The organism is Streptomyces sp. TRM49041, assembly GCF_008271805.1.
Classification (GTDB): Bacteria; Actinomycetota; Actinomycetes; order Streptomycetales; family Streptomycetaceae; genus Streptomyces.
This window is the reverse complement of the sequence record NZ_VSRY01000080.1, coordinates 1-22,684: the sequence shown is the minus strand read 5'-3', so window position 1 is coordinate 22,684 and position 22,684 is coordinate 1. Positions and strand designations below refer to the sequence as shown.

The window sequence follows — 22,684 nt, the reverse complement described above, 5'->3', positions numbered from 1 at the left end:
GTCCGCCCCGGCCCGCCGTCCGGCCCTGCCCTGCCGACCAGGCCCCGCCATGGCTGCCGGTCCGGCGCCGGTCCACCGGAAGCCAGGGGGGAGGCCAGGGGCGGAGCCGAGGGGCGGCAGCCGGGCGGCCGGCTGGCCGGGCGCGCAGGCGGCCGGGAAGCCGGGAGCGGGGCCCCCTGGGGCCGCGGGTCTACGCTGTTCGGGACCCGAACCTCACCGGAGGAGCCCCGTGGCCGGCCGCTACGCCCCCCGTCCCACGCGCACGACCGTGCGCGGTGGCGCCGTCGGCGTACCCGGGCGGGGTGCGGTCCCCGCGCAGCCCGGCAGTTCCCGCGGGCGTACCTGGACGCCGCCGTGGCCGGTGGACCTCGGGCTCACGTTGGGGCCGTTGCGCCGCGGTCCGGGCGACCCCACGTTCCGTACGACATCCGACGGCTCGGTCTGGCGGACCTGCCGTACGCCCTCGGGCCCCGGGACGCTGCGGGTGGCCGCGCGCGGCGGCGCCGTCGAGGCGGAGGCGTGGGGGAGCGGCGCCGAGTGGCTCCTCGACCGGCTGCCGGAGCTGCTGGGCGAGCGGGACGACCCGGACGCGTTCACGCCCCGGCACCGGCTGCTGGCCCTGACCCGGCGCCGCCGCCCGGGGCTGCGGCTCACCCGCACGGGCCTGGTGATGGAGTCGCTGATCCCGTCGATCCTGGAGCAGAAGGTCACGACGGACGAGGCGTACCGGGCGTGGCGGATGCTCGTCCGCACGTACGGCGAGCCCGCCCCGGGGGGCCCGCCCGCGCTCCGCCTGTACGTGATGCCGGAGCCCCGCACCTGGGCGCTGATCCCTTCGTGGGAATGGCACCGCGCGGGCGTCGACACCAAGCGCTCGTCGACCGTGCTGCGCGCCGTGCGGGTGGCGCGCCGCCTGGAGGAGGCGGCGGCCATGGAGCCCGAGGATGCCAGGCGGCGCCTGGAGCTGATCCCCGGGATCGGCCCGTGGACATCCGCCGAGACGGTCCAGCGCAGCAACGGCGCCGCCGACGCGGTGACCGTCGGGGACTACCACCTGCCCGGCATCGTCGGCCATGCCCTGGCCGGGAACCGGGACGCGGACGACGCGGAGATGCTGGAGCTGCTGGAGCCGTACGCGGGCCAGCGCCACCGCGCCGCGCGGTTGATCCTCCTCAGCGGCCACACCCCGCCGCGCCGCGCCCCGCGCATGACCCCGGGCGACATCGCGGCCCTCTGAGCCGCACGCGCGGCCGACCGGGACCTGACCGGCCGCACGCGCGGCCGACCAAGACCTGACCGGCCGCACGCGGGGCCGACCGGGACCTGACCCCGCCTCACCGCACGGTGAGGAAGTCCTCCGGGTCCCGCCCCGGCCGGGCCTTCGGCGGTTCGGCGGGCCGGCCGACGGCGACCGCGCCCATGGGGTCCCAGTTCTCCGGCAGGTCGAGCACCCGCCGTACGACGTCACGGCAGAACATCGTCGACGACACCCACGCGGAGCCGAGCCGCTCGCCCGCCAGCGCGACCAGGAAGTTCTGCACCCCGGCACCCGCCGCGACGACGAACATCTCGCGCTCGGCGGCATCCCGCCGCGGGTCCCCGTAGTGGTGCGCGCCGTCCGTCACGAGGCACGGCACCACCAGGTACGGCGCGTTCCGCAGGACGTCGCCGCGGCGGACGCGCCGGGCGATGGCCTCCTCGTCGCGGCCGTCCCGCCGCAGGTCGGATATCCACGCCTCCCGCATGGCGTCCAGGAGCCGCGTCCGGGACTCCGGCGTCTCCAGCAGTACGAACCGCCACGGCGTCGTGTGGTGCGGCGCGGGCGCCGTCACCGCGGCGGCCACCGCACGCCGTACGGCACCGGGATCCACCGGGTCGTCGGTGAACGCCCGTACGGTGCGCCGCAGCGTGACCGCCTCGCGCACCGCCTCCGACGTGCCGAGCCGGAACATGTCGCTGTCCGCGCCCCGCACGAGCGCCCGCGCGCCGGGGTCGTGCGCACCGTCCCCGGCCACCAGGTGGGGCAGGCCACGCACGACGGCGACGGGCCGACCGGTCACCTTGCCCTTCACCAGGTCGCCGGCGGCGGCCAGCTCGTCGGCGCTCGCCACGACCGTCGCGACGAGCGGATTGCCGTACGCGTCGGTGCCGCCGCGCAGGTCGTCCAGCACGCGCACCCCCGCCGCGCCGATCGCGACATCCGTGAGACCGCTGCGCCAGGGGCGGCCGAAGGTGTCGGTGACGACGACACCGACGTCGACACCGAGGGCGTCGCGCAGCCCGGCCCGTATGGCGCGCGCCGAGGCGTCCGGGTCCATGGGCAGCAGAAGAACCGTCCCGGCGGGCGTGTTGGACGCGTCGACACCGGCCGCGGCCATGACCAGGCCCAGTTGGTTCTCGACGATCCGGAGCGTGCCGCGCCGGGCGACGACGCGCACGGTCTCGGCGTCGATGGCGGCCTCGCGGTCGTCGGCGGCGACGACCCGCCCCTCCGCCTTGCTCACGATCTTGGAGGTGACGAGCACGACGTCCCCGTCGACCAGCCCGGGCTCGGCGGCGGCGATCAGCTTGGCGAGGTCGTCGCCCTGCTGGACCTCCGGTATGCCCGGCGGCGCCCAGACCCGGTACGAGGCGGTCATCCCCGTACCTCCTCGGCGAGGGCCAGCGCCTCACGCGCCATCGCCGCGGCCGCGTCCACGTCGGTCATCATCAGGGGCACGGCCTTGCAGCGGATTCCGGCCGCCTCGACCTCGGCGACCGCGTCCGCGTCGACGGTGTCGACCAGCCAGCCGTCCAGCAGTCCCGACCCGTAGTGCTGGGCGACCGCCGCGGCCGTCGCCTCCACGCCGACCGCCGCGAGGACCTTGTCGGCCATGCCGCGCACCGGTGCGTTCCCGACGATCGGGGAGAGGCCGACGACCGGGACCCCCGCCTCGGCGATGGCCTCCCGGATCCCGGGCACGGCGAGGATCGTGCCGACGCTCACCACCGGGTTGGACGGCGGGAACAGCACCACGTCCGCCTCGGCGATGGCCTCCAGCACACCGGGCGCCGGCTTGGCCTGTTCGGCGCCGACCGGCACCACCGCGTGCGCGTCGACGGAGGCGCGCAGCTTCACCCAGTACTCCTGGAAGTGCACCGCCCGCCGCTCGCCCTCCACCTCGACAGCGACATGGGTCTCGACCCGGTCGTCGGACATCGGCAGCAGCCGCACGCCCGGCTGCCACCGGTCGCACAGCGCCTCGGTGACCGCGCTCAGCGGGTAGCCGGCTCCCAGCATCTGCGTACGGACGATGTGGGTGGCGAAGTCGCGGTCGCCGAGGCCGAACCACTCCGGCCCCACGCCGTACGCCGCCAGCTCGCTCTTGACCGTGAACGTCTCGTCCGCACGCCCCCAGCCCCGCTCCTCGTCGATGCCACTGCCGAGGGTGTACATCACCGTGTCCAGGTCGGGGCAGACCTTCAGCCCGAAGAGATGGATGTCGTCACCTGTGTTGCCGATGACCGTGATGTCCGCGTCGGGTGCGGCCCGCTTGAGGCCGCGCAGGAAACGGGCACCACCGATGCCACCGGCCAGAACCACCATGCGCATGCAGGCAGTCTGTCAGGCGGACACGGCACTCAGGGTGGTCGGGCCGGAACTGTGGACAACTCCGGGCGCGGTGCGCGTCGGGTGCATCGGCATGTCGGTCAGGCCGGGGTAGTAGATGTGCAGGCTGACGGCCGGTTCGAGCGAGTCGTTGACGATCTCGTGCACATGGCCGGGCGCGAACACGCGCAGCGCGCCTCCCCCGAGCGTCCGTGCGCCCCTTTCCGTACGCTCCGTCAGCTCGCCCTCCAGCACGGTCAGTACGCCGGACGACCGGCCGTGGTCGTGGGAGCCGGTGCCCTGGCCGGGCACCCAGGAGAGCAGCCACACCTCATAGCCGGGCCCGGTACCGAGCCGGTGGTACCAGCGCGTGGTGGCGTCGTACTCGACGAGGGGCGCCCACCGGGCACGGTCGGCGGCGATGGAGCGGGCGAGCCCGGCGAACTCCGCGACGGTGTTCGGGTGCTCCTTGGCGGGCTGGAGGAGGTGCTGGACGGCGAGGATGTCGCCGGCGATCTGAAGGTCGCTGTCGCTGTTCATGGAGTGCGGTGGTTCCTCGGCGGAGCGGGTCGGCGGATGCGGTGAAGCGGGACCGGTGCGGCAGGCGGAGCGGGTCGCGCGGCGGGCACGGGATCGCGGCGGGGCCGGTCGGACCTGTGCGCGTGCGGCGTGGGACGCGCCTGGGGGAGGGGCTGGAGCGCTAGGGCATCAACAGCAGGAACAGCAACAGCGCGCGTGGACAGCGCGGCGGAACCCACGGGCAACGTGGGTCGCGAAGGGCGCTGTGGTCGCTGGCATGCCTCCAAAGGTGGCGTGGCCGGATCCCGTCTGTCAACCCAATGACCGGTTTGGCGGCAATGTTTCACCTCATCCGGTTACGGTCCACAGTGAAAGGTTTGTGCGGTGCAGGTCGGGGACACATGGCGCAGGAACCGCCCGTGCAAACGTCGTCATGGCTCGTGACCTGACTGTGATCCGGGTCGCTTCGACGGCCCGGCTGCAACAAGATCGAAGCCGCGGACGTCCTCCCTGCGGAGAGGTGCCGTGACCGGGGCGCGGGAAGGGGAGTGGCCTGTGTCTCATTTATCCGATTTGAACACTTTCCGCATAGCCTTGGTTCCGCAGAGTGAATACCGGACTCAATAGCAGATCTCAGCTTGACTGCCCCGGAGCCACACACTTGTAATTTCACTCGTGTCGTTCGACCGAAAACGGAAAACGGCGGCATCACGGGGACGTAATGACAGACGAGGGGCGCACATGACCGAGTTGTTCCAGGAACTGCTGGTCGAGGACGCGGACGAGGAACTCGGCTGGCAGGAGCGCGCGTTGTGCGCCCAGACCGATCCCGAGTCCTTCTTCCCCGAGAAGGGCGGCTCCACCCGCGAGGCCAAGAAGGTCTGTCTCGCCTGTGAAGTCCGTTCGGAATGCCTCGAATACGCGCTGGCCAACGACGAGAGATTCGGAATCTGGGGCGGCCTCTCCGAACGTGAGCGGCGCCGGCTGAAGAAGGCCGCCGTCTGACCTCCCCGAGGTCTCACCGCGCTCGACCAGGAAGACCCCCGTCCGGCATCCGCTCCGGCAGTCACGTCGGCAGCCGCTCGGGCCGCCGCCGACGTCGTCGTCGTCCGACCGCGGAGAACGCCCGCCCACACCTGGCCAACGGTCCGCCGTCTGTGCTCTGTCCACAGGCGGCGGACCGCTGTCGTGCCAACCATTAGTGTGGAGCCCCGTCAAAGACGCTCCGACGCCCCGCGACGCGGGCGACCCCCTGGCCGGAGGGCCCGTACCCCGATGTCCGCCACCACAGCCGCGTTCCCCGCCGCTTCGCCGCCGCAGCAGCCCGAGTTCCCGCGGCATGTCGTCACCGCCGTGCTCGTCTCCCACGACGGAGCCCGCTGGCTCCCGGACGCTCTCGCCGGCCTCCTCGGCCAGGAGCGCCCGGTCCAGTACGTCATCGCAGCCGACACCGGCAGCGCCGACGACTCCGCCCGCCTTGTCGGCTCGGCCGTCGGCGACGACCGGGTCCTCCACCTCGCCCGCCGCACCGGCTTCGGCGCCGCAGTGGACGAGGCCGCCCGGACCGCCCCCGTCCTCGGCCCCGACGACCTGCCCTATCTCAAGCGGCCCAGCGGCTGGGACCCGGTCAGCAGGACCTGGCGCGACGACGCCTACGACATGCCCGACCTGCCGCACGGCGAACCCGTCCAGTGGCTCTGGCTCCTCCACGACGACTGCGCGCCGGCCCCCGACGCCCTCGCCGAACTCCTCCGCGTCGCCGACACCGACGAGTACGCCGCGATCATCGGCCCCAAGCTGCTCGGCTGGTACGACCGCAAGCAGCTCCTCGAAGTCGGCGTCTCCATCGCGAACAGCGGCCGCCGCTGGACCGGACTCGACCGCCGCGAACAGGACCAGGGCCAACACGACCAGATCCGGACCGTCCTGTCCGTGTCCAGCGCCGGCATGCTCATCCGCCGCGACGTCTTCGAGGAGCTCGGCGGCTTCGACCGCCGCCTGCCCCTCATGCGCGACGACGTCGACCTGTGCTGGCGCGCCCACGCCGCCGGCCACCGCGTCCTCGTCGCCCCCGACGCCGTCCTCCGCCACGCCGAGGCCGCCTCCCGCGAACGCCGCACCGTCGACTGCGCCGGCCGCTCCGTCGCCAACCCGCACCGCGTCGACAAGGCCGGCGCCGTCTACACCCTCCTCGCCAACGCGCGCGGAGCCGTCCTGCCCTACGTCTTCGCCCGCCTCGTCGTCGGCACCCTGCTGCGCACCCTCGCCTACCTCGTCGGCAAGGCACCCGTCCAGGCCGTCGACGAGGTCATGGGCTTCTTCGGCGTCCTCCTCCGCCCCGAGCGGATCATCGCCGCCCGCCGCAGACGCGGCGCCGACGCCGTCGACCCCGCCGAACTGCGCCCCCTCTTCCCGCCCCCCGGCGCGACCGTCCGCGCCACCGTCGAACAGGTCGCCTCCAACTTCGGCGGCAGCGACGCCGACGCGGGCGGCTCCCGGCACGGCGCCGTCGAATCCGGCCCCGGCGGCGACGACGCCGACTACCTGGAGATCGAACAGTTCGCCCGGCTCAAGAAGATCGCCCGCAAGCCGGGCCCGGTCCTCTTCGCCCTGCTCCTCCTCATCTCCCTGGTCGCCTGCCGCGGCCTCCTCGGCGGCGGCTCCCTCGCCGGCGGCGCCCTCCTCCCCGTCCCCGACGGAGTCGGCGAGCTGTGGGGCCGGTACGCCGACGCCTGGCACCCCCTCGGCACCGGCGGCACCCAGAGCGCCCCGCCCTACCTCGCCCTGCTCGCCGCCCTCTCAGGACTGTTCCTCGGCTCCACCGGCTTCGCCCTCACCCTGCTGCTGGTCTGCTCCGTACCGCTGGCCGGCTTCACCGCGTACTTCGCCTCCCGCTCCCTCGTCGAGTCACGGCTCCTGCGCGCGTGGGGCGCCGTCGCCTACGCCTTCCTGCCCGCCGCCACCGGCGCCCTCGCCACCGGCCGCCTCGGCACCGCCGTCCTGGCGATCCTGCTGCCGCTGACGGCCCGGGCCGCCGTCTCCGCGTACGGGCTCCAAGGCGGCGGACCCGGCGCCCCGCGCGGCAGCTGGCGCGGCACCTGGGCGTACACCCTCCTCCTCACCTTCACGATGGCGTTCACCCCCGTCGTCTGGCCCCTCGCCGTCGTCCTCGGCATCGCGGCCCTCGTCCTGCGCCGCGACGACATCACCGCCTACGGGCTCCGCCTCGTCGCCGTCGCCGGCACCCCGCTGCTGATCCTCGCCCCCTGGTCGCTGTCCCTGCTGGCCGACCCGGCCGCCTTCCTCAAGGAGGCCGGCATGGAGATCCGTACGGGCCCGGCCTCCGCGCTCGACCTGCTCGGCACCAGCCCCGGCGGCCCCCGCACGGTCGGCGGCCTCGTCCTCATCGGCCTCGTCCTGGCCGCCCTCGCCGCCCTCCTGCGCGCGGAGCGCCAGTTCGCCATCCGCACGTCCTGGGCCGTCGCCGTCGCCGCCCTCCTCTTCGCGGTCCTCACCAACGGCGCCGGTGACAACGGCACCGGCTGGGCCGGGCCCGCCACCCTCGTCTACGGCGTCGCCCTCCTCGCCGCCGGCATGCTCGGCGCCGAAGGCGGCCGCACCCGCGTCGCCGCCCAGAGCTTCGGCTGGCGCCAGCCCGTCGCCGCCCTCATCGCCCTCGCCGCCGCCGCGGGTCCCGTCGTCGCGGCCGTGGGCTGGATGATCGGCGGCGCCGCCGGCCCGCTGGAGCGCCGCGACCCGACACAGGTCCCCGCCTTCGTCGCCGAGGAGAGCATCACCCGCGACCAGCCCCGCACCCTCGTCCTCGACGGGCCCTCGGCCGCCAAGGTCACCTACGCCCTCGTCCGCGGCTCCGGCGCCCGCCTCGGCGACGCCGAACTGACCGCCGCGGCCGGCGGCGACCCCCGCCTCGACAAGGTCGTCGCCCACCTCGTCGCCGGCTCCGGAGCAGACCAGACCGCCGAGCTCAGCGGCTTCGCCATCCGCTACGTCCTCGTACGCGACGGCGCACCGCCCGAGATGGGCCGCGTCCTGGACGCCACCCCCGGCCTCAGCAGGCTCAGCCAGCGCGACGGCAGCGCCCTGTGGCGCGTCGACCGCCAGGTCGCCCGCGCGGTGATCGTCCCCGGAGCCGCCGCCGCGAACAGCGCCGGGACGAGCGCCGAACCCCTGCCCGTCGGCTCCGGCCCGGTCGAGGCCCACAGCGACATCCCCGCGGGCGGCGCCGGGCGCGTCCTGCGCATCGCCGACCGCGCCGACGAGGGCTGGCAGGCCACCCTCGACGGCGAGCCGCTCCAGAGGACCACCGTCGACGGCTGGGCCCAGGGATTCCGACTCCCCGCCGAAGGCGGTCGGCTGGACCTCACGTACAAGGCCCCGATCACCCACAGCGCGTGGATCTGGGCCCAGTGCGGCCTGGCCGTCGTCCTCCTCGTCCTCGCCCTGCCCGGGCGGCGCCGCGACATCGACGACGACCTGCCCGACGAGGAGCCCACCATCCCCGCCCAGGACATCACCGGCGACGGGCGGCGCGCGCGCAGGCTCCGCGCCGCCGCCGAGGCCGAGGCGGAGGCCGCCCCCGCTCCCGCCCCCGCCCTCGCGCACGTCCCCGACCCGGCCACCGACGCCGACCCGTACGCCATGCCGGACCCACAGGCGCAGAACCACGGCGACTGGGACAGCGGCCGGCAGGCGTACCCGGCCCAGCAGGAGTACGGCGAACAGCAGCGGTACCAGGAGCCGTACGCCCCGCCGTACGACGAGCAGGGCTACGGACAGCAGCAGTACGACCCGCAGCAGCCGTACGCCCAGCCCTACGACGAGCAGCAGCAGTACGGCGACCCCGCGTACGGCCAGTCGGCGTACGGCGAGCAGACGCAGGGGGAGCAGGCGCACGGGGAGCAGCAGTACGACCAGCAGTACCCGTACCAGCAGGGCCAGTACGACCCGTACGGCTACGAGAACGAGCAGCGTCCCGACGGGAGCAGCCACCAGTGAACCGCAGCACCCTCTCCCTCCTCGCGGCCGCGACCGCTCTGGCCGCCCTCACCGGCCTGGCCACGCTGACCTCCGCGGACGCCGACGGCGCCGCCACGGCGGGGGCGACGGCACCCGCCAGGCTGCCCGTGGAGCGCAGCAGCCTCCTGTGCCCGGCGCCCAGTTCGTCCGAGGTCGCGGAGACCACGTACACGTCGTTCACCCCGGCGGCGACCGGAGAGGCGGCCGCGCCCGACAAGGCCGATAAGGCCGACAAGACCGGGAAGGCGGCGCAGTCGGACAAGGCCGAGCTCAAGCCGTCCGCCGCGGCCCAGGACACGACGACCGTCTCCCCGAAGAAGGACGCGAAGAAGGCCGACGAGAAGAAGACCGAGGCCGAGGAGAAGAAGCCGTCGGCCGCCGACAAGGCCGTCGTCACCGCCACGGCCCCCGGAAAGCCCGTGTCGGCCGGGGCGAACGGCGCGGACGCGCCCGCCCTGATCGGTGTGGCCGCCGGCAAGCTCGCCCCAGGCTGGACCGCCCAGCAGACGACCGTCGTCCCCGCGGGCGGCGCACGCGGCCTGCTCGGCGTCGGCTGCACCGCCCCCGACACCGACTTCTGGTTCCCCGCCACGTCCACCGCCGAGAACCGCCGCGACTACGTCCACCTCACCAACCCCGACGACACCGCCGCGGTCGTCGACATCGAGCTGTACGGACCCGAAGGCGCCCTCAAGTCGCAGCTGACCGACGGCATCCCCGTGCCGGCCAGGTCGAGCGTGCCGGTGCTCCTGTCGACCCTGACCGCCGACCCGGCCACCTCCGACGTCACCGTCCACGTCAGCACCCGCAGCGGCCGCGTGGGCGCCGTCGTGCGGTCGGCCGTCGACCAGCTCGGCAGCGACTGGCTGCCGACCTCCGCGGACCCGGCCCCCACCCTCGTCCTGCCGGGCATCCCGGCGGACGCCACCTCGGTGCGGCTCGTGGCGTACGCGCCCGGCGAGGACGACGCCGAGCTGAAGATCCAGCTGGTCGGCGCCACCGGCACGATCACCCCCGCCGTACAGCAGACCCTGCGGGTCAAGTCCGGGATGACCGCGGCCGCCGACCTCCAGGACGTCACCAACGGCGAGGCCGGCTCCCTGCTGCTGTCCCCGGCCCAGTCCGGGCGGGCCACACCGGTGGTCGCCGCACTGCGCGTGATCCGAGGCTCCGGCGAGAAGCAGGAGGTCGCGTTCATCCCGGCGACCGGCCCCGTGGGAGAGCGGGCGAGCGTCGCCGACAACCGCGCCAAGGGCACGGTCCTGACGCTCACCGCGCCCGGCGAGACCGCCGAGGTCAAGGTCACCGCGTCGGCGGGCACCGAGGGCGGTACGCCGGGCAGCAAGACGTACACGGTGAAGGCGGGCACGACCATGGCGATCACCCCGCCCGTCCCGGCCGGCCTCAAGGGCTCCTACGCCCTGACCGTCGAGACGCGGTCCGGCGGGCCCGTGCACGCGGCCCGCATGCTCGCGCTCCCGCAGGACGGCATCGAGATGTTCACCATCCAGACGCTGGCCGACGACGAGGGGAAGGTGGCGGTCCCGCAGGCCGAGCAGGACCTGTCCGTCCTGGACGACTAGTCAAGCTCGACCAGCCGCGCGGAACGGTGCCGCCCTCGCCCGTACGGTCCGGCCCGTACGACCGGCCCCGCCCCGAGCCTGTCAGTCCTGCCCGTATGACCGGCTCCGCCCCGAGCCCGTCAGTCCTGCCCGTACCGGGGATCGACGGACTCGGGCGCCAGCCCCAGCAACTCGGCGACCTGCTCCACTACGACCTCGTGCACGAGCAGGGCACGCTCGTCCCGGTTCTTGGCGCGCAGCTCCACGGGCCGCCGGTAGACGACCACGTGCGCGTGCCGGTCCCGGGTGGCCGGCGCCGAGCTGCCCAGCGGCACGGGCTCGTCCGGCGATGCCGGAACGTCCAGCACCAGGAAGTCGACATCGGCGAGCTGCGGCCACCGCCGCTCCAGCCGCTCCACGGAGTCCTGCACCAGATCCCGGAACGTATCCGCCCGCGAGGCGGACAGGGGTACCTGCGGCGGGGCCACAGGGCCGCGCATACCGCGGCCGTGACGATCACGGCGGCGCGGCCGCGGCTCGGTCGGTCGGGGTGGTCCGGGACTCTCCATCACCTGACGCAGCGTAGCTCTCCACGCCGTGTGGCGTTCCCCTCTCCGCCCCCGCCCGGGCAAGTCGAAAACACGTCCACGACCGGTCGCCGGATGAGCGTTCCGGCCGACAAAGGGCTCGATCCGGCACGCCCGCCCGATCGGCCCACACGCGAAAATGACCGGATTCGTTCCCTGCGCTGTTCGACGGACCGACCGCCCCATCCGTCCCCGCGCCCACTCCGCCCCCTCGCCACGCGGGTCGGAACGGCCGCCCGACGCACCCCTGTGCGGGACGTCACACCGCGACACGGGCGAGTGACCTGGTGGAGAGTCGTCGCGGCCCGCTCAAGAGTGCGGTACCGTCCAACGTCGTGAGCCCTGTACGTCGCTGTTCGCGCACCGCGTGCGGCCGCCCTGCCGTCGCGACACTGACGTACGTCTATGCCGACTCGACCGCGGTCCTCGGCCCGCTCGCCACCTACGCCGAACCACACTGCTACGACCTGTGCGCCGAGCACAGCGAGCGCCTGACCGCGCCCCGCGGCTGGGAGGTCGTCCGGCTGTCCGACGCCTCCGGCCCCGCCCGCCCCAGCGGCGACGACCTGGAGGCCCTCGCCAACGCCGTGCGCGAGGCCGCCCGCCCGCAGGAACGTACTGCCCAGGCCGGCGGCAAGGGCGGCGGCCGCGGGGGCGACCCGGTGGAAGTCGGCCGCCGAGGCCACCTGCGCGTCCTGCGCTCCCCGGACTCCTGACGCTCCGTACGTCCCTGCCTACGCCCTCGTCACCTCCTGCCGGTAGCTTGTGTACTCCACACAGGGCTTGCAGGAGGTTGGTCAGTGACTGCTGATCTGTCGCAGATCGTCAAGGCGTACGACGTCCGCGGAGTGGTGCCGGATCAGTGGGACGAGGCGCTGGCCGAGCTGTTCGGCGCCGCCTTCGTCCAGGTGACCGGCGCCGACGCGATCGTCGTCGGCCATGACATGCGCCCGTCGTCCCCCGGCCTGTCCGGCGCCTTCGCGCGCGGTGCGGCCGCCCGCGGCGCGGACGTCACCCTCATCGGACTCTGCTCCACCGACCAGCTCTACTTCGCGTCCGGCCACTTCGGCCTGCCGGGCGCCATGTTCACCGCGTCCCACAACCCGGCGCAGTACAACGGCATCAAGATGTGCCGCGCGGGTGCCGCCCCGATCGGCCAGGACAGCGGCCTCGCGGACATCCGCCGGCTCGTCGAGAGCTGGACGGACACGGGCGCCCCGGCCGCGGCCGACACCCCCGGCGAGATCACCGGGACGGACACCCTCACCGGCTACGCCGCCTACCTGAAGTCGCTGGTCGACCTCGCGTCGATCCGCCCCCTGAAGGTCGTCGTGGACGCGGGCAACGGCATGGGCGGCCACACGGTCCCCACCGTCTTCGAGGGCCTGCCCCTCACGCTCGTCCCGATGTACTTCGAACTGGACGGCACGTTCCCCAACCACGAGGCGAACCCGCTCGACCCCGCCAACATCGTCGACCTCCAGCAGCGCGTCCGCGAGGAGGGCGCCGACCTCGGCCTCGCCTTCGACGGCGACGCCGACCGCTGCTTCGTCGTCGACGAGCGCGGCGAGCCCGTCTCCCCGTCCGCCATCACCGCCCTGGTCGCGGCCCGCGAGCTCGCCAAGCACCCGGGTGGGACGGTCATCCACAACCTGATCACGTCGTCGTGCGTCCCGGAGGTCGTCCGCGAGAACGGCGGCACCCCGGTCCGCACCCGCGTCGGCCACTCCTTCATCAAGGCCGAGATGGCCCGTACGGGCGCCATCTTCGGCGGCGAGCACTCGGCGCACTACTACTTCCGCGACTTCTGGAACGCCGACACCGGCATGCTGGCCGCCCTCCACGTCCTCGCCGCCCTCGGCGGCCAGGACGGCCCCCTGTCGGCCCTGGTCTCCTCGTACGACCGCTACGCCGGCTCAGGAGAGATCAACTCCACGGTCGCCGACCAGGCCGCCAGCACCGCCGCCGTACTCGAGGCGTTCGGCTCCCGCGCCGGAGTCACCACCGACGACCTGGACGGCCTCACCGTCAGCGCCGACGGCTGGTGGTTCAACCTCCGCCCCTCCAACACGGAACCCCTCCTCCGCCTCAACGTGGAGGCCAAGGACGAACCCACCATGACCAAGATCCGCGACGAGGTGCTCACCGTGGTACGCACGTCCTGACACGGCCGTCGGCCCGTTGTGAGCGGGCGGTCCGCCGGTCCTCGCGGGCAGGCGTACGGCAGGCGGCGGGGGCCCTGCTCGACCGAAGCGGGGAGCTCGGGACAGGGCAGGAGCGAGAAGGCCGGCACGGTGCCCCGTCCCGGCCCTCTCGCGGCCGGCGTGGGCGGAGTCCGACTCCGCCCACGCCACCACAACCACCGGCCCCGGCCAACCCGCATCCCCCGCCCCCCGGCGGTAGGCTGACGACGCCGCGAACCCGCAGCACACGGCGGTGCGTGCCAAGCCACACCCACCCCACTCCAAGGCACTCCGCCCAAGGGCACCCCGCCCAAGGGCACCCCGCCTTCCGCCCACCCTGACCGCACCCGAAGGGAACCCACCCCATGCCGCTCGAAGCCGGCCTCCTCGAGATCCTCGCCTGCCCGGCCTGCCACGCCCCGCTCACCGACCGCACCGCGGACGACACCCCCGAGCTGGTCTGCACGAGCGAGAGCTGCGGCCTGGCCTACCCGGTACGGGACGGCATCCCGGTGCTCCTCGTCGACGAGGCCCGCCGCCCCGCCTGACAACCAGCGACACCACCGCCCCGGCAGCAACCCGCAACAGCGATCGGAGGCCCCACCCATGCTCGACGAGTCGCTGCTCGACGCCCCGGAAGCACTGGCCCGAGCCGACCACCGCGGCCTCCTCCGCGGCGCCGCCGAAGCCGGGGCCCGCGTACGCACAGCCGCCCGGCACGCCGCCGAAGCCGGGATCACCGAACTACAGCCAGAAGGCCGCCCCCGCACCGTCCTCGTCGCGGGCCCCGGCACCGCCGCCACCGGCGTCGCCGACCTGATCGCCGCCCTCGCCGGCGCCTCGGCGCCGGTCACCCGGCTGCGCCCCACCGGCGTCGCCCCGGCCGCCGGCGCCCTCCGCTGGGCGCTCCCCGGCTGGGCCGGCTCCGTCGACCTGCTGCTCATCCCCACCAGCGACGGCAGCGAACCCGGCCTGTCCCTCCTCGCCGAGCAGGCGTACCGCCGCGGCGTCACCGTCGTCGCCGTCGCCCCCCGCCGCTCCCCGCTCGCCGAGGCCGTCGGAGGCTCCCACGGCCTGGTCGTCCCCATGGCGGCACCCCAGGAGCAGTACGAGGAGACACAGGCCGCCAGCCCCGGCGCCCTCTGGGCGCTGTTCACCCCGCTCCTCGTGCTCCTCGACCGCGTCGGCCTGTTCATCGCCCCCGCCGACACGCTGGAGAAGGTCGCCGACCGCCTCGACCACGTCGCCGAACGCTGCGGACCGGCCATCGCCACGTACAGCAACCCGGCCAAGACCCTGGCCGCCGAACTCGCCGACACGCTCCCCCTCATCTGGACCGAGGGCACGGCCGCCGCCCCCGTGGGCCGCCGCTTCGCCGCCGTCCTGGCCGAACTCGCCGGCCGCCCCGCCCTCGCCGCCGAACTCCCCGAGGCGCTCCCCGCCCACGGCGGCCTCCTCGCCGGCGACTTCGCGGCGGGCGCCGACCCCGAGGACTTCTTCCGCGACCGCGTCGAGGACCCCCAGGCCCTGCACGCCCGTGTCGTACTCCTCCGCGACCGCCCCGTCGACGTCGGCGGCCTCACCGCCGCCCCCGCCGCCCGCGAACTCGCCCTCAGCCACGACACGGCCATCAGCGAACTCGAACCCGAGGAGGGCAGCACCCTCGAAGCCCTCGCCGAACTCCTCGCCGTCACCGACTTCGCGGCCGGCTACCTGGCCCTCGCCTCCTCCGCCCACCCCTGAGCCAGCGCCGCCCGCCCCGGCCGCACACGGAAGGCCAAGAGCCCATGGACCGCCTCTCCAACACCGTCCGCCCCTACGCCTGGGGCTCCACGACGGCCATCCCGGAACTGCTCGGCACCGCCCCCACCGGCGAGCCCCAGGCCGAGATGTGGATGGGCGCCCACCCCGGCGCGCCCTCCCGGATCACCCGCACCACGCCCGAGGGCGACCGCGAACAACCCCTCACCGACGTCATCGCCGCCGACCCCGAGAAGGAACTCGGCCCCGCCGCCGTCGCCAAGTTCGGCCCCCGCCTGCCCTTCCTCCTCAAGATCCTCGCCGCCGGCGCCCCCCTCTCCCTCCAGGTCCACCCCGACCTCGCCCAGGCCAAGGCCGGCTACGCCGCCGAGGAACGCGCCGGCGTCCCCCTCCTCGCCCCGCACCGCAACTACAAGGACGCCAACCACAAACCCGAACTCATCTGCGCCCTCACCCCGTTCGACGGCCTGTGCGGCTTCCGCGACCCCGTCGAGACCGCCGACCTCCTCGCCGCACTCGACGTCGACTCCCTCAAGCCGTACGTGGACCTGCTCCACGCCCACCCCGAGGACGCCGCCCTCCGCGAGGTCCTCACCGCGGTCCTGACCGCCGACCCCGACAGCATGGCCGCCACCGTCACCGAGACCTCGGCCGCATGCGAACGCCTCGGCGGCGCCCACGCCCCGTACGCCGGCCTCGCCCACCACTTCCCCGGCGACCCCGGCATCATCGCCGCGCTGCTCCTCAACCACGTAAGGCTCCAGCCCGGCGAGGCCCTGTACCTCGGCGCCGGCGTCCCGCACGCCTACCTCAGCGGACTCGGCGTCGAAGTCATGGCCAACTCCGACAACGTCCTGCGCTGCGGCCTCACCCCCAAGCACGTCGACGTCCCTGAACTCCTGCGCGTCGTCCGCTTCGAAGCCGGCGAGCCCGGCGTCCTCCGCCCCGAGGCGTCCCCCTCCGGCGAGGAGGTCTACGAGACCCCCGTCGACGAGTTCCGCCTCTCCCGCTACGTACGGCCCGAAGGCGCCGCCCCCGCCGACCTCACGGCACCCGCCGCGCAGATCCTCCTCGCCACCGCGGGCAGCCCGAAGGCCGGCGACATCACGCTCACACCGGGACAATCCGTGTTCATCCCGGCCGGTGAGACCGTCGAACTCACCGGCTCCGGCACCCTCTTCAGGGCGACGACGACCACCTGAGACACCACCGCCGCGCAGTGCTGCAACAATGTCCCGCCGTACACGCCATTCAAGCCGCACAGCCGCACACCGGGGCCTGGCGACGGCATCACGGAAGGGAACACCGCACGCATGAGCGCGTCAGGCGGAACCAAGGCGATCGTGGCGGCCCTCGTGGCCAACCTGGCGATCGCCGTCAGCAAGTTCGTGGCGTTCCTCTTCAGCGGCTCCTCGTCGATGCTGGCGGAGAGCGTGCACTCGCTCGCCGACTCCGGCAACCAGGGCCTCCTCCTCCTCGGCGGCAAGAAGGCCAAGCGGGAGGCCACTCCCCAGCACCCCTTCGGCTACGGCCGCGAGCGGTACATCTACGCCTTCCTCGTCTCCATCGTCCTGTTCTCGGTCGGCGGCATGTTCGCCCTCTACGAGGGCTACGAGAAGATCAAGGATCCGCACGAGATCGATGCCTGGTACTGGCCCGTCGGCGTCCTCATCTTCGCGATCATCGCCGAGATCTTCTCCTTCCGCACCGCCATCAAGGAGTCGAACGAACTCCGCGGCAAGCAGTCCTGGAAGGAGTTCGTACGCCACGCCAAGGCACCCGAGCTGCCGGTCGTCCTCCTCGAAGACCTCGGTGCGCTCGTCGGTCTGGTCCTCGCCCTCGGCGGCGTCAGCCTGGCCCTCGCCACCGGCAACGGCGTCTGGGACGGCATCGGCACCCTCTGCATCGGCGCGCTCCTCATCGTCATCGCCATAGTGCTCGCCGCCGAGACCAAGTCGCTCCTCCTCGGCGAGGCCGCCGGCCTCGAAGAGGTGAAGAAGATCGAGGAAGCCCTCGTCGGCGACGAGACCGTCACCGCCGTCATTCACATGCGCACCCTCCACCTCGGCCCCGAGGAACTCCTCGTCGCCGCCAAGATCGCCGTCCAGCACGACGACACCGCGGCCCAGGTCGCCGCCGCGATCAACGCCGCCGAGGACCGCATCCGTGCCGCCGTCCCCATCGCCCGCGTCATCTACCTGGAACCCGACATCCTCCGAACCCCGGCCCACTGAGCGACCCCGGCCCACTGAGCGACCCCGGCCCGCTGAGCACCCCGGGGCACCGCGCACCGACACCGCGCACCGAACACCGAGCACCGTGGGCCCGCCCGTCGACGCCCGAAGGCCCCGGACCCCGCGTCCGGGGCCTTCCCGCGCCCCGGCACACCCCCAACCTGGCGGGAACCCGCCCCCTGACGCACTTGAAGCCCCGCCACCCGATCGGTGTAGATTCGGGACAGAGCCAGACGTCGCTGCTGATGGCGGTCGGGCGGTCCACGACGGACCGGCCGAGGGAGAGAGGGCCTCCGACGACTGCACTGCGAGTGCCCGGGCATTCTTGTGTCCGTCACCGCAGAGCCAGCCGTACCCACCTCGACCCGACAACGAGGAGCAGCTCGAAATGACCACTGTCGAGAACCGACAGGACTTCAAGGTCGCCGACCTCTCCCTGGCCGCGTTCGGCCGCAAGGAGATCACCCTCGCCGAGCACGAGATGCCCGGCCTCATGGCGATCCGCAGGGAGTACGCCGAGACCCAGCCCCTGGCCGGCGCCCGCATCACAGGCTCCCTGCACATGACCGTGCAGACGGCGGTCCTGATCGAGACCCTTGTCGCCCTCGGCGCCCAGGTCCGCTGGGCCTCCTGCAACATCTTCTCCACCCAGGACCACGCCGCCGCCGCCATCGCGGTCGGCCCCGACGGCACCCCGGACAACCCCAAGGGCATCCCCGTCTTCGCCTGGAAGGGCGAGACGCTGGAGGAGTACTGGTGGTGCACCGAGCAGGCCCTGACCTGGCCGGACACCGCCACCGGCGGCCCCAACATGATCCTCGACGACGGTGGTGACGCCACCCTCCTCGTCCACAAGGGCGTCGAGTTCGAGAAGGCCGGCGCGGCCCCGGACCCGTCCACCGCGGACAGCGAGGAGTACGCCCACATCCTGCGTCTCCTCAACCGCACCCTCGCCGAGGACCCGCAGAAGTGGACCCGCCTCGCGTCCGAGATCCGCGGCGTCACCGAGGAGACCACGACGGGCGTCCACCGCCTGTACGAGATGCACCGTGACGGCACGCTGCTCTTCCCGGCGATCAACGTCAACGACGCCGTCACCAAGTCGAAGTTCGACAACAAGTACGGCTGCCGCCACTCGCTGGTCGACGGCATCAACCGTGCCACCGACGTCCTGATCGGCGGCAAGGTCGCGGTCGTCTGTGGCTACGGCGATGTCGGCAAGGGCTGCGCGGAGTCCCTCCGCGGCCAGGGCGCCCGCGTCATCGTCACCGAGATCGACCCGATCTGCGCCCTCCAGGCGGCGATGGACGGCTACCAGGTCACGACCCTCGACGAGGTCATCGGCCAGGCCGACATCTTCATCACCACGACCGGCAACAAGGACATCATCATGGCCTCGGACATGGCCAAGATGAAGCACCAGGCCATCGTCGGCAACATCGGCCACTTCGACAACGAGATCGACATGGCCGGCCTCGCGCAGATCCCCGGCATCGTCAAGGACGAGGTCAAGCCGCAGGTCCACACCTGGACCTTCCCCGACGGCAAGAAGATCATCGTGCTGTCCGAGGGCCGCCTGCTGAACCTGGGCAACGCCACCGGCCACCCGTCCTTCGTGATGTCCAACTCCTTCGCGGACCAGACCCTGGCCCAGATCGAGCTGTTCACGAAGCCCGAGCAGTACCCGACCGACGTCTATGTGCTGCCCAAGCACCTCGACGAGAAGGTCGCCCGGCTCCACCTCGACGCGCTCGGCGTCAAGCTCACCACCCTCCGCCCCGAGCAGGCCGACTACATCGGCGTCAAGGTCGACGGCCCGTACAAGCCGGACCACTACCGCTACTGACACCGACGGCCGCCAGCCGCGCACGGCCGGACACACCGGCCGTCCGGCGGGGACACACCACCCGGTGGTGTCGGTGCACCGACACCACCGGCGCGGCAGCCCCCACGGCCGCACAGCAGCAGGTACCCAGGCAGGCCCCCGCACCCCCGTGCCGGGGGCCTGCCCCGTACCGTGCCGTACCGCCCGGTACCACCCCGGCCCCGGCTACCCGGCCACTCCTACCGCCGGTACCGAGACACCGACCACGACCCCGAGGACCCATGCCCCGCGGCCGCTATTCGCTCCACGATCCCCACGATCACACCCCCCTCGGCGAAGAACACTTCCACTGCGCGCCCGGCCCCTCCGGCTGGCGCTACGTCTCACAGATCACCACCCCCTCCGGCGACCACACCGGCTCTGTCGACCTCGCCCTCGACGAGCTGGGCCGCCCCATCCGTCTCGAACTGCACGCCGGCGGCTGGCAGGTACGCGGTGCCGCCATCGACGGCGTCACCTGGGTCCGCACCGACCCCACCGGATCCCAGGCCACGGAAGGCAATGTGCGCGCCCACGCCTTCACCGGCCGCTCCCCGGCCTTCCTCGTCGCCCTCTCACGTCTGCTGCGTCTCACCCCCGAATCCGGCGCCACCCGCGTCCGCCTCGTCGCCTTCACGGACCCGGTGCTCGCACCCCTCACCGTCGACCAGTCCTGGGCCCTGGTGAACAGTGAAGCGCACCCCACTGACAACGGTCCCCTGATGGTGGACGAGTACCAGGTCAACGCCCTCGACACAGGCGAGCAGCACACCGTGCACATCGCCGGAGACGTGGTCCTCGCGGCCCCCGGGATCGAACTCGAGGACCTCCAGACCCCACCGTCGGTCTTCCCCTGACCCCCGTGGCCCCGCCGCCTAGGCGGGCGGGGCGAACCCGGTGGCAGGCGCCTTCCGATCGGCCTCGCCCGGTTCGCCACCGGACCCCACCACGGGACGCACCACCGGAGGAGAGGCCGCCAAGGAACCCCCGGAAGGCGACGGGGACGGGTATGGGGACGGGGAAGGCGAGGGTGAAGGTGAGGGCGAGGGTGAGGGGGCGGGGGGAGCAGCGGGCGCGGCAGAAGGAGCCCCTGCCCCAGGAGCCCCACCCGTGACCGACGGCGCGACGCGGCGGGCATCCCGCGCCTGCCGCTCATGCACCACCCCCGCCAGAAACGCGGCCGCCGGCACCCCGGGCGGCGGAGGCGTTCCCGTCCGCGCCACCAGCTCGTCGGCCAGACGCTCGGCCAGAACCCGCCCGGCCTCCGGGTCGAGCTGCCGCATCCGCGTCAAGTACTGCCGGATCCCCAGCCACAGCTCGTCCGGCACCGCCGACAGGTCGAGCTGCGCGAACCGCCCGACCAGCCAGGGCGGCGGCGGAGGCACCGCCGTCGTCCGAGCAGTCGGCACCCGCTCCCGTACGACCAGCGTCCCGGCGAACACATCCCCGATCCGCCGCCCCCGTGCCGAAACCAGCGACGCGATACAGGCGACCACCCCGAACGTCATCAGGATCTCCACAATCCCGATCAGCCCCCGCACCAACGCGTGCCGGAACCGGATCGGCCCCCCGTCGTCCCGCACCACGCGCAACCCGCACGCCAGCTTCCCCACCGAACGCCCATGGCTCAGCGTCTCCACCGCTATCGGCGCCCCCACCAGAATCAGCAGGAACGAGGCGATCGAAACCGCCATCATCGCCGCCTCGTCGAGCGACGCCGTCGCGAAAGCCAGGCCGATGGATATGAGCAGGTACGACGTCCACACGACCAGCAGATCGATGAACAGCGCCAACGCACGGCTGGGCAATCTGGCAGGCCGCAATCCCAGTACGACGGCGTCCCCCGTCACGACCTCACTCACCGCGCCCACCCTTCTCCGACCTTGCCCAACCGCTCCCCACGCCAGTCTGCCAAGCTGGCCGACAGCGCGCCGCAGTAGTACGAACCGTACGCACCCCGTGCCCTGGAGCATCAGCCGATCATGGACCTCGACGTCTACGTCACCGCCCACCACGCCGAGTGGGACCGCCTGGACCACCTCCTGCGCCGCGGCCGCCGCCTGACCGGCGCCGAAGCGGACGAGCTCGTCGCGCTGTACCAGCGCACCGCGACCCACCTCTCCGTCATCCAGTCGACCGCGCCCGACCCGGCCCTCACGGCACGCCTCACCCAGCTCGTCGCCCGCGCCCGGGCCAACGTCACCGGCACCCGCCGCGCCTCATGGCAGGACGTCGTCCAGTTCCTGACCGCCGGGTTCCCCGCAGCCGTCTACCGCTCACGACACTGGTGGATCCCCACGGCCGTACTGTCCACACTGCTCGCCGTGATCATGGGCTGGTGGATCGGCACGCACCCCGAGGTCCAGGCCGCCATCGCCGCCCCGGAAGAGCTGCGCCAGCTGACCCGTCCCGGCGGCGACTACGAGACGTACTACTCCAGCCACCCGGCCACCTCCTTCGCCGCCCAGGTCTGGACGAACAACGCCCGCGCGGCCGCCATGTGCCTGGTCCTCGGCGCCTTCCTCTGCGTACCGGTGCTGTGGATCCTCTTCGTCAACATGCTCAACCTCGCCGTCGGCATCGGCCTGATGTCCTCGGCCGGCCGACTGGACACCTTCCTGGGCCTGGTCCTCCCGCACGGCCTGCTGGAACTCACGGCCGTCTTCGTCGCCGCCGGCACTGGCCTGCGACTCGGCTGGACCCTCATCGATCCGGGCCCCTACTCACGTCGTACGGCCATGGCCCAGCAGGGCCGTGCCGCGATCGGCATGGCCATCGGCCTGGCCCTGGTGCTCTTCGTGTCCGGTGTGATCGAGGGCTTCGTAACCCCGTCCGGCCTGCCCACCTGGGCCCGCATCGCCATCGGCGTCGCAGCGGAGGCGGCGTTTCTTCTGTACGTGTACGTACTCGGCGGTCGAGCGGCCCGGGAGGGCGACGCGGGCGACGTGGACGCCGCTGACCGCAGCGCCGAGCTGCCGACCGCGGCCTGATGTGCGTCCACCCCCTCCGACCTGCTACTGTCCTCTTCGCCCGCCAAACCTGTTGACACGGGAGGGGTGGGGAGGTAGATTTAAACGGTTGCCTGGAACTGGACATGTTCGAGAGTAACGGTTAGTGTCTCTCTCGCTCCGCGACGGAACCGGACAGGTTCTCGCTGGAGCCGACGATTCCTTTATTCGAATCTCGAAGCCGATCAAATCGGCGGAGTTGAGTCTGATAAAGTCGGATCAAGCCGAAAGGTAAAGGCCCTCCAACGGCCACCGGAAATGAAATCCGAACCGGAAACGGAACGGAAAACGGATCTGGTAAGGTTGGAAACACGAAAGACCGAAGGGAAGCGCCCGGAGG

The 22,684-nt window shown here is 72.9% G+C and carries 18 protein-coding genes; 13 read left to right on the top strand and 5 right to left on the bottom strand.

Going from position 1 to position 22,684, the window contains the following annotated elements; translation table 11 throughout:
• Window positions 1-229: 229 nt before the first annotated feature.
• A complete protein-coding gene (locus tag FVS66_RS05950; protein ID WP_149179937.1) occupies window positions 230-1,237 on the top strand; it encodes a DNA-3-methyladenine glycosylase in 1,008 nt (335 codons plus the stop codon).
• 97 nt (window positions 1,238-1,334) lie between these two features.
• Here the strand turns inward: FVS66_RS05950 and FVS66_RS05945 are convergent, their stop codons facing one another.
• From FVS66_RS05945 to FVS66_RS05935, 3 genes are read right to left on the bottom strand one after another with little or no spacing between them, the layout of a single operon-like run.
• Window positions 1,335-2,639: a coenzyme F420-0:L-glutamate ligase gene (locus FVS66_RS05945; RefSeq protein WP_149179936.1), complete on the bottom strand. Its 1,305-nt coding sequence runs from the start codon at window positions 2,637-2,639 to the stop codon at window positions 1,335-1,337.
• Window positions 2,636-3,592, bottom strand: a complete 957-nt coding sequence (gene cofD / locus FVS66_RS05940; RefSeq protein WP_149179935.1) for a 2-phospho-L-lactate transferase — start codon at window positions 3,590-3,592, stop codon at window positions 2,636-2,638. Before cofD ends, FVS66_RS05945 begins: the two co-directional genes overlap by 4 nt.
• A gap of 12 nt (window positions 3,593-3,604) precedes the next feature.
• The gene (locus FVS66_RS05935) at window positions 3,605-4,129 is read right to left on the bottom strand and encodes a cysteine dioxygenase family protein (RefSeq protein WP_149179934.1); all 525 of its coding nucleotides are present in this window, start codon (window positions 4,127-4,129) and stop codon (window positions 3,605-3,607) included.
• Window positions 4,130-4,849: 720 nt separating this feature from the next.
• On the opposite strand from FVS66_RS05935, the gene FVS66_RS05930 reads away from it, so the two are divergent.
• The 3 genes from FVS66_RS05930 (at window position 4,850) to FVS66_RS05920 (ending at window position 10,728) form a co-directional block, all read left to right on the top strand.
• Window positions 4,850-5,113 (top strand): WhiB family transcriptional regulator, encoded by a 264-nt coding sequence (locus tag FVS66_RS05930; RefSeq protein WP_023588371.1) that lies wholly within the window; start codon window positions 4,850-4,852, stop codon window positions 5,111-5,113.
• 270 nt (window positions 5,114-5,383) lie between these two features.
• Window positions 5,384-9,124 carry a glycosyltransferase family 2 protein gene (locus tag FVS66_RS05925; protein ID WP_149179933.1) on the top strand — a complete coding sequence of 1,247 codons (3,741 nt, stop codon included), beginning with the start codon at window positions 5,384-5,386 and terminating at the stop codon, window positions 9,122-9,124.
• Window positions 9,121-10,728, top strand: a complete 1,608-nt coding sequence (locus FVS66_RS05920; protein ID WP_149179932.1) for a DUF5719 family protein — start codon at window positions 9,121-9,123, stop codon at window positions 10,726-10,728. The genes FVS66_RS05925 and FVS66_RS05920 overlap by 4 nt, the downstream gene beginning before the upstream one ends.
• Window positions 10,729-10,847: 119 nt before the next feature.
• Here the strand turns inward: FVS66_RS05920 and FVS66_RS05915 are convergent, their stop codons facing one another.
• Window positions 10,848-11,276, bottom strand: coding sequence for a metallopeptidase family protein (locus FVS66_RS05915; RefSeq protein ID WP_149179939.1), 429 nt, complete (start codon window positions 11,274-11,276; stop codon window positions 10,848-10,850).
• A gap of 305 nt (window positions 11,277-11,581) precedes the next feature.
• Between FVS66_RS05915 and FVS66_RS05910 the strand changes: the two genes are divergently transcribed.
• The 8 genes from FVS66_RS05910 to FVS66_RS05875 all read left to right on the top strand — a co-directional run bounded on the left by FVS66_RS05910 (window position 11,582) and on the right by FVS66_RS05875 (window position 20,193).
• On the top strand, window positions 11,582-12,010 hold the full coding sequence (locus tag FVS66_RS05910; protein ID WP_149179931.1) for a DUF3499 domain-containing protein: 429 nt from the start codon (window positions 11,582-11,584) through the stop codon (window positions 12,008-12,010).
• 84 nt (window positions 12,011-12,094) lie between these two features.
• Window positions 12,095-13,459, top strand: a complete 1,365-nt coding sequence (locus FVS66_RS05905; protein WP_149179930.1) for a phosphomannomutase/phosphoglucomutase — start codon at window positions 12,095-12,097, stop codon at window positions 13,457-13,459.
• A 383-nt stretch (window positions 13,460-13,842) separates the two neighbouring features.
• Window positions 13,843-14,025, top strand: a complete 183-nt coding sequence (locus tag FVS66_RS05900) for a Trm112 family protein (protein WP_149179929.1) — start codon at window positions 13,843-13,845, stop codon at window positions 14,023-14,025.
• Window positions 14,026-14,083: 58 nt separating this feature from the next.
• Window positions 14,084-15,220 carry an SIS domain-containing protein gene (locus FVS66_RS05895; RefSeq protein ID WP_149179928.1) on the top strand — a complete coding sequence of 379 codons (1,137 nt, stop codon included), beginning with the start codon at window positions 14,084-14,086 and terminating at the stop codon, window positions 15,218-15,220.
• 44 nt (window positions 15,221-15,264) lie between these two features.
• On the top strand, window positions 15,265-16,440 hold the full coding sequence (manA, locus tag FVS66_RS05890; protein ID WP_149179927.1) for a mannose-6-phosphate isomerase, class I: 1,176 nt from the start codon (window positions 15,265-15,267) through the stop codon (window positions 16,438-16,440).
• Window positions 16,441-16,551: 111 nt separating this feature from the next.
• Window positions 16,552-17,472: a cation diffusion facilitator family transporter gene (locus FVS66_RS05885; protein WP_149179926.1), complete on the top strand. Its 921-nt coding sequence runs from the start codon at window positions 16,552-16,554 to the stop codon at window positions 17,470-17,472.
• A gap of 388 nt (window positions 17,473-17,860) precedes the next feature.
• Complete coding sequence (gene ahcY, locus FVS66_RS05880; protein ID WP_149179925.1) at window positions 17,861-19,318, top strand: adenosylhomocysteinase; 1,458 nt, start codon at window positions 17,861-17,863, stop codon at window positions 19,316-19,318.
• 260 nt (window positions 19,319-19,578) lie between these two features.
• Entirely contained in the window at window positions 19,579-20,193 is a 615-nt protein-coding gene (locus FVS66_RS05875) for a hypothetical protein (protein WP_149179924.1), read from the top strand.
• Window positions 20,194-20,211: 18 nt separating this feature from the next.
• Here the strand turns inward: FVS66_RS05875 and FVS66_RS05870 are convergent, their stop codons facing one another.
• On the bottom strand, window positions 20,212-21,198 hold the full coding sequence (locus tag FVS66_RS05870; RefSeq protein WP_262386827.1) for an RDD family protein: 987 nt from the start codon (window positions 21,196-21,198) through the stop codon (window positions 20,212-20,214).
• A gap of 120 nt (window positions 21,199-21,318) precedes the next feature.
• Here FVS66_RS05870 and FVS66_RS05865 point away from each other — a divergent pair, with 120 nt between their 5' ends.
• Window positions 21,319-22,326 carry a stage II sporulation protein M gene (locus tag FVS66_RS05865; protein ID WP_149179923.1) on the top strand — a complete coding sequence of 336 codons (1,008 nt, stop codon included), beginning with the start codon at window positions 21,319-21,321 and terminating at the stop codon, window positions 22,324-22,326.
• The last annotated feature ends 358 nt before the right edge of the window (window positions 22,327-22,684 follow it).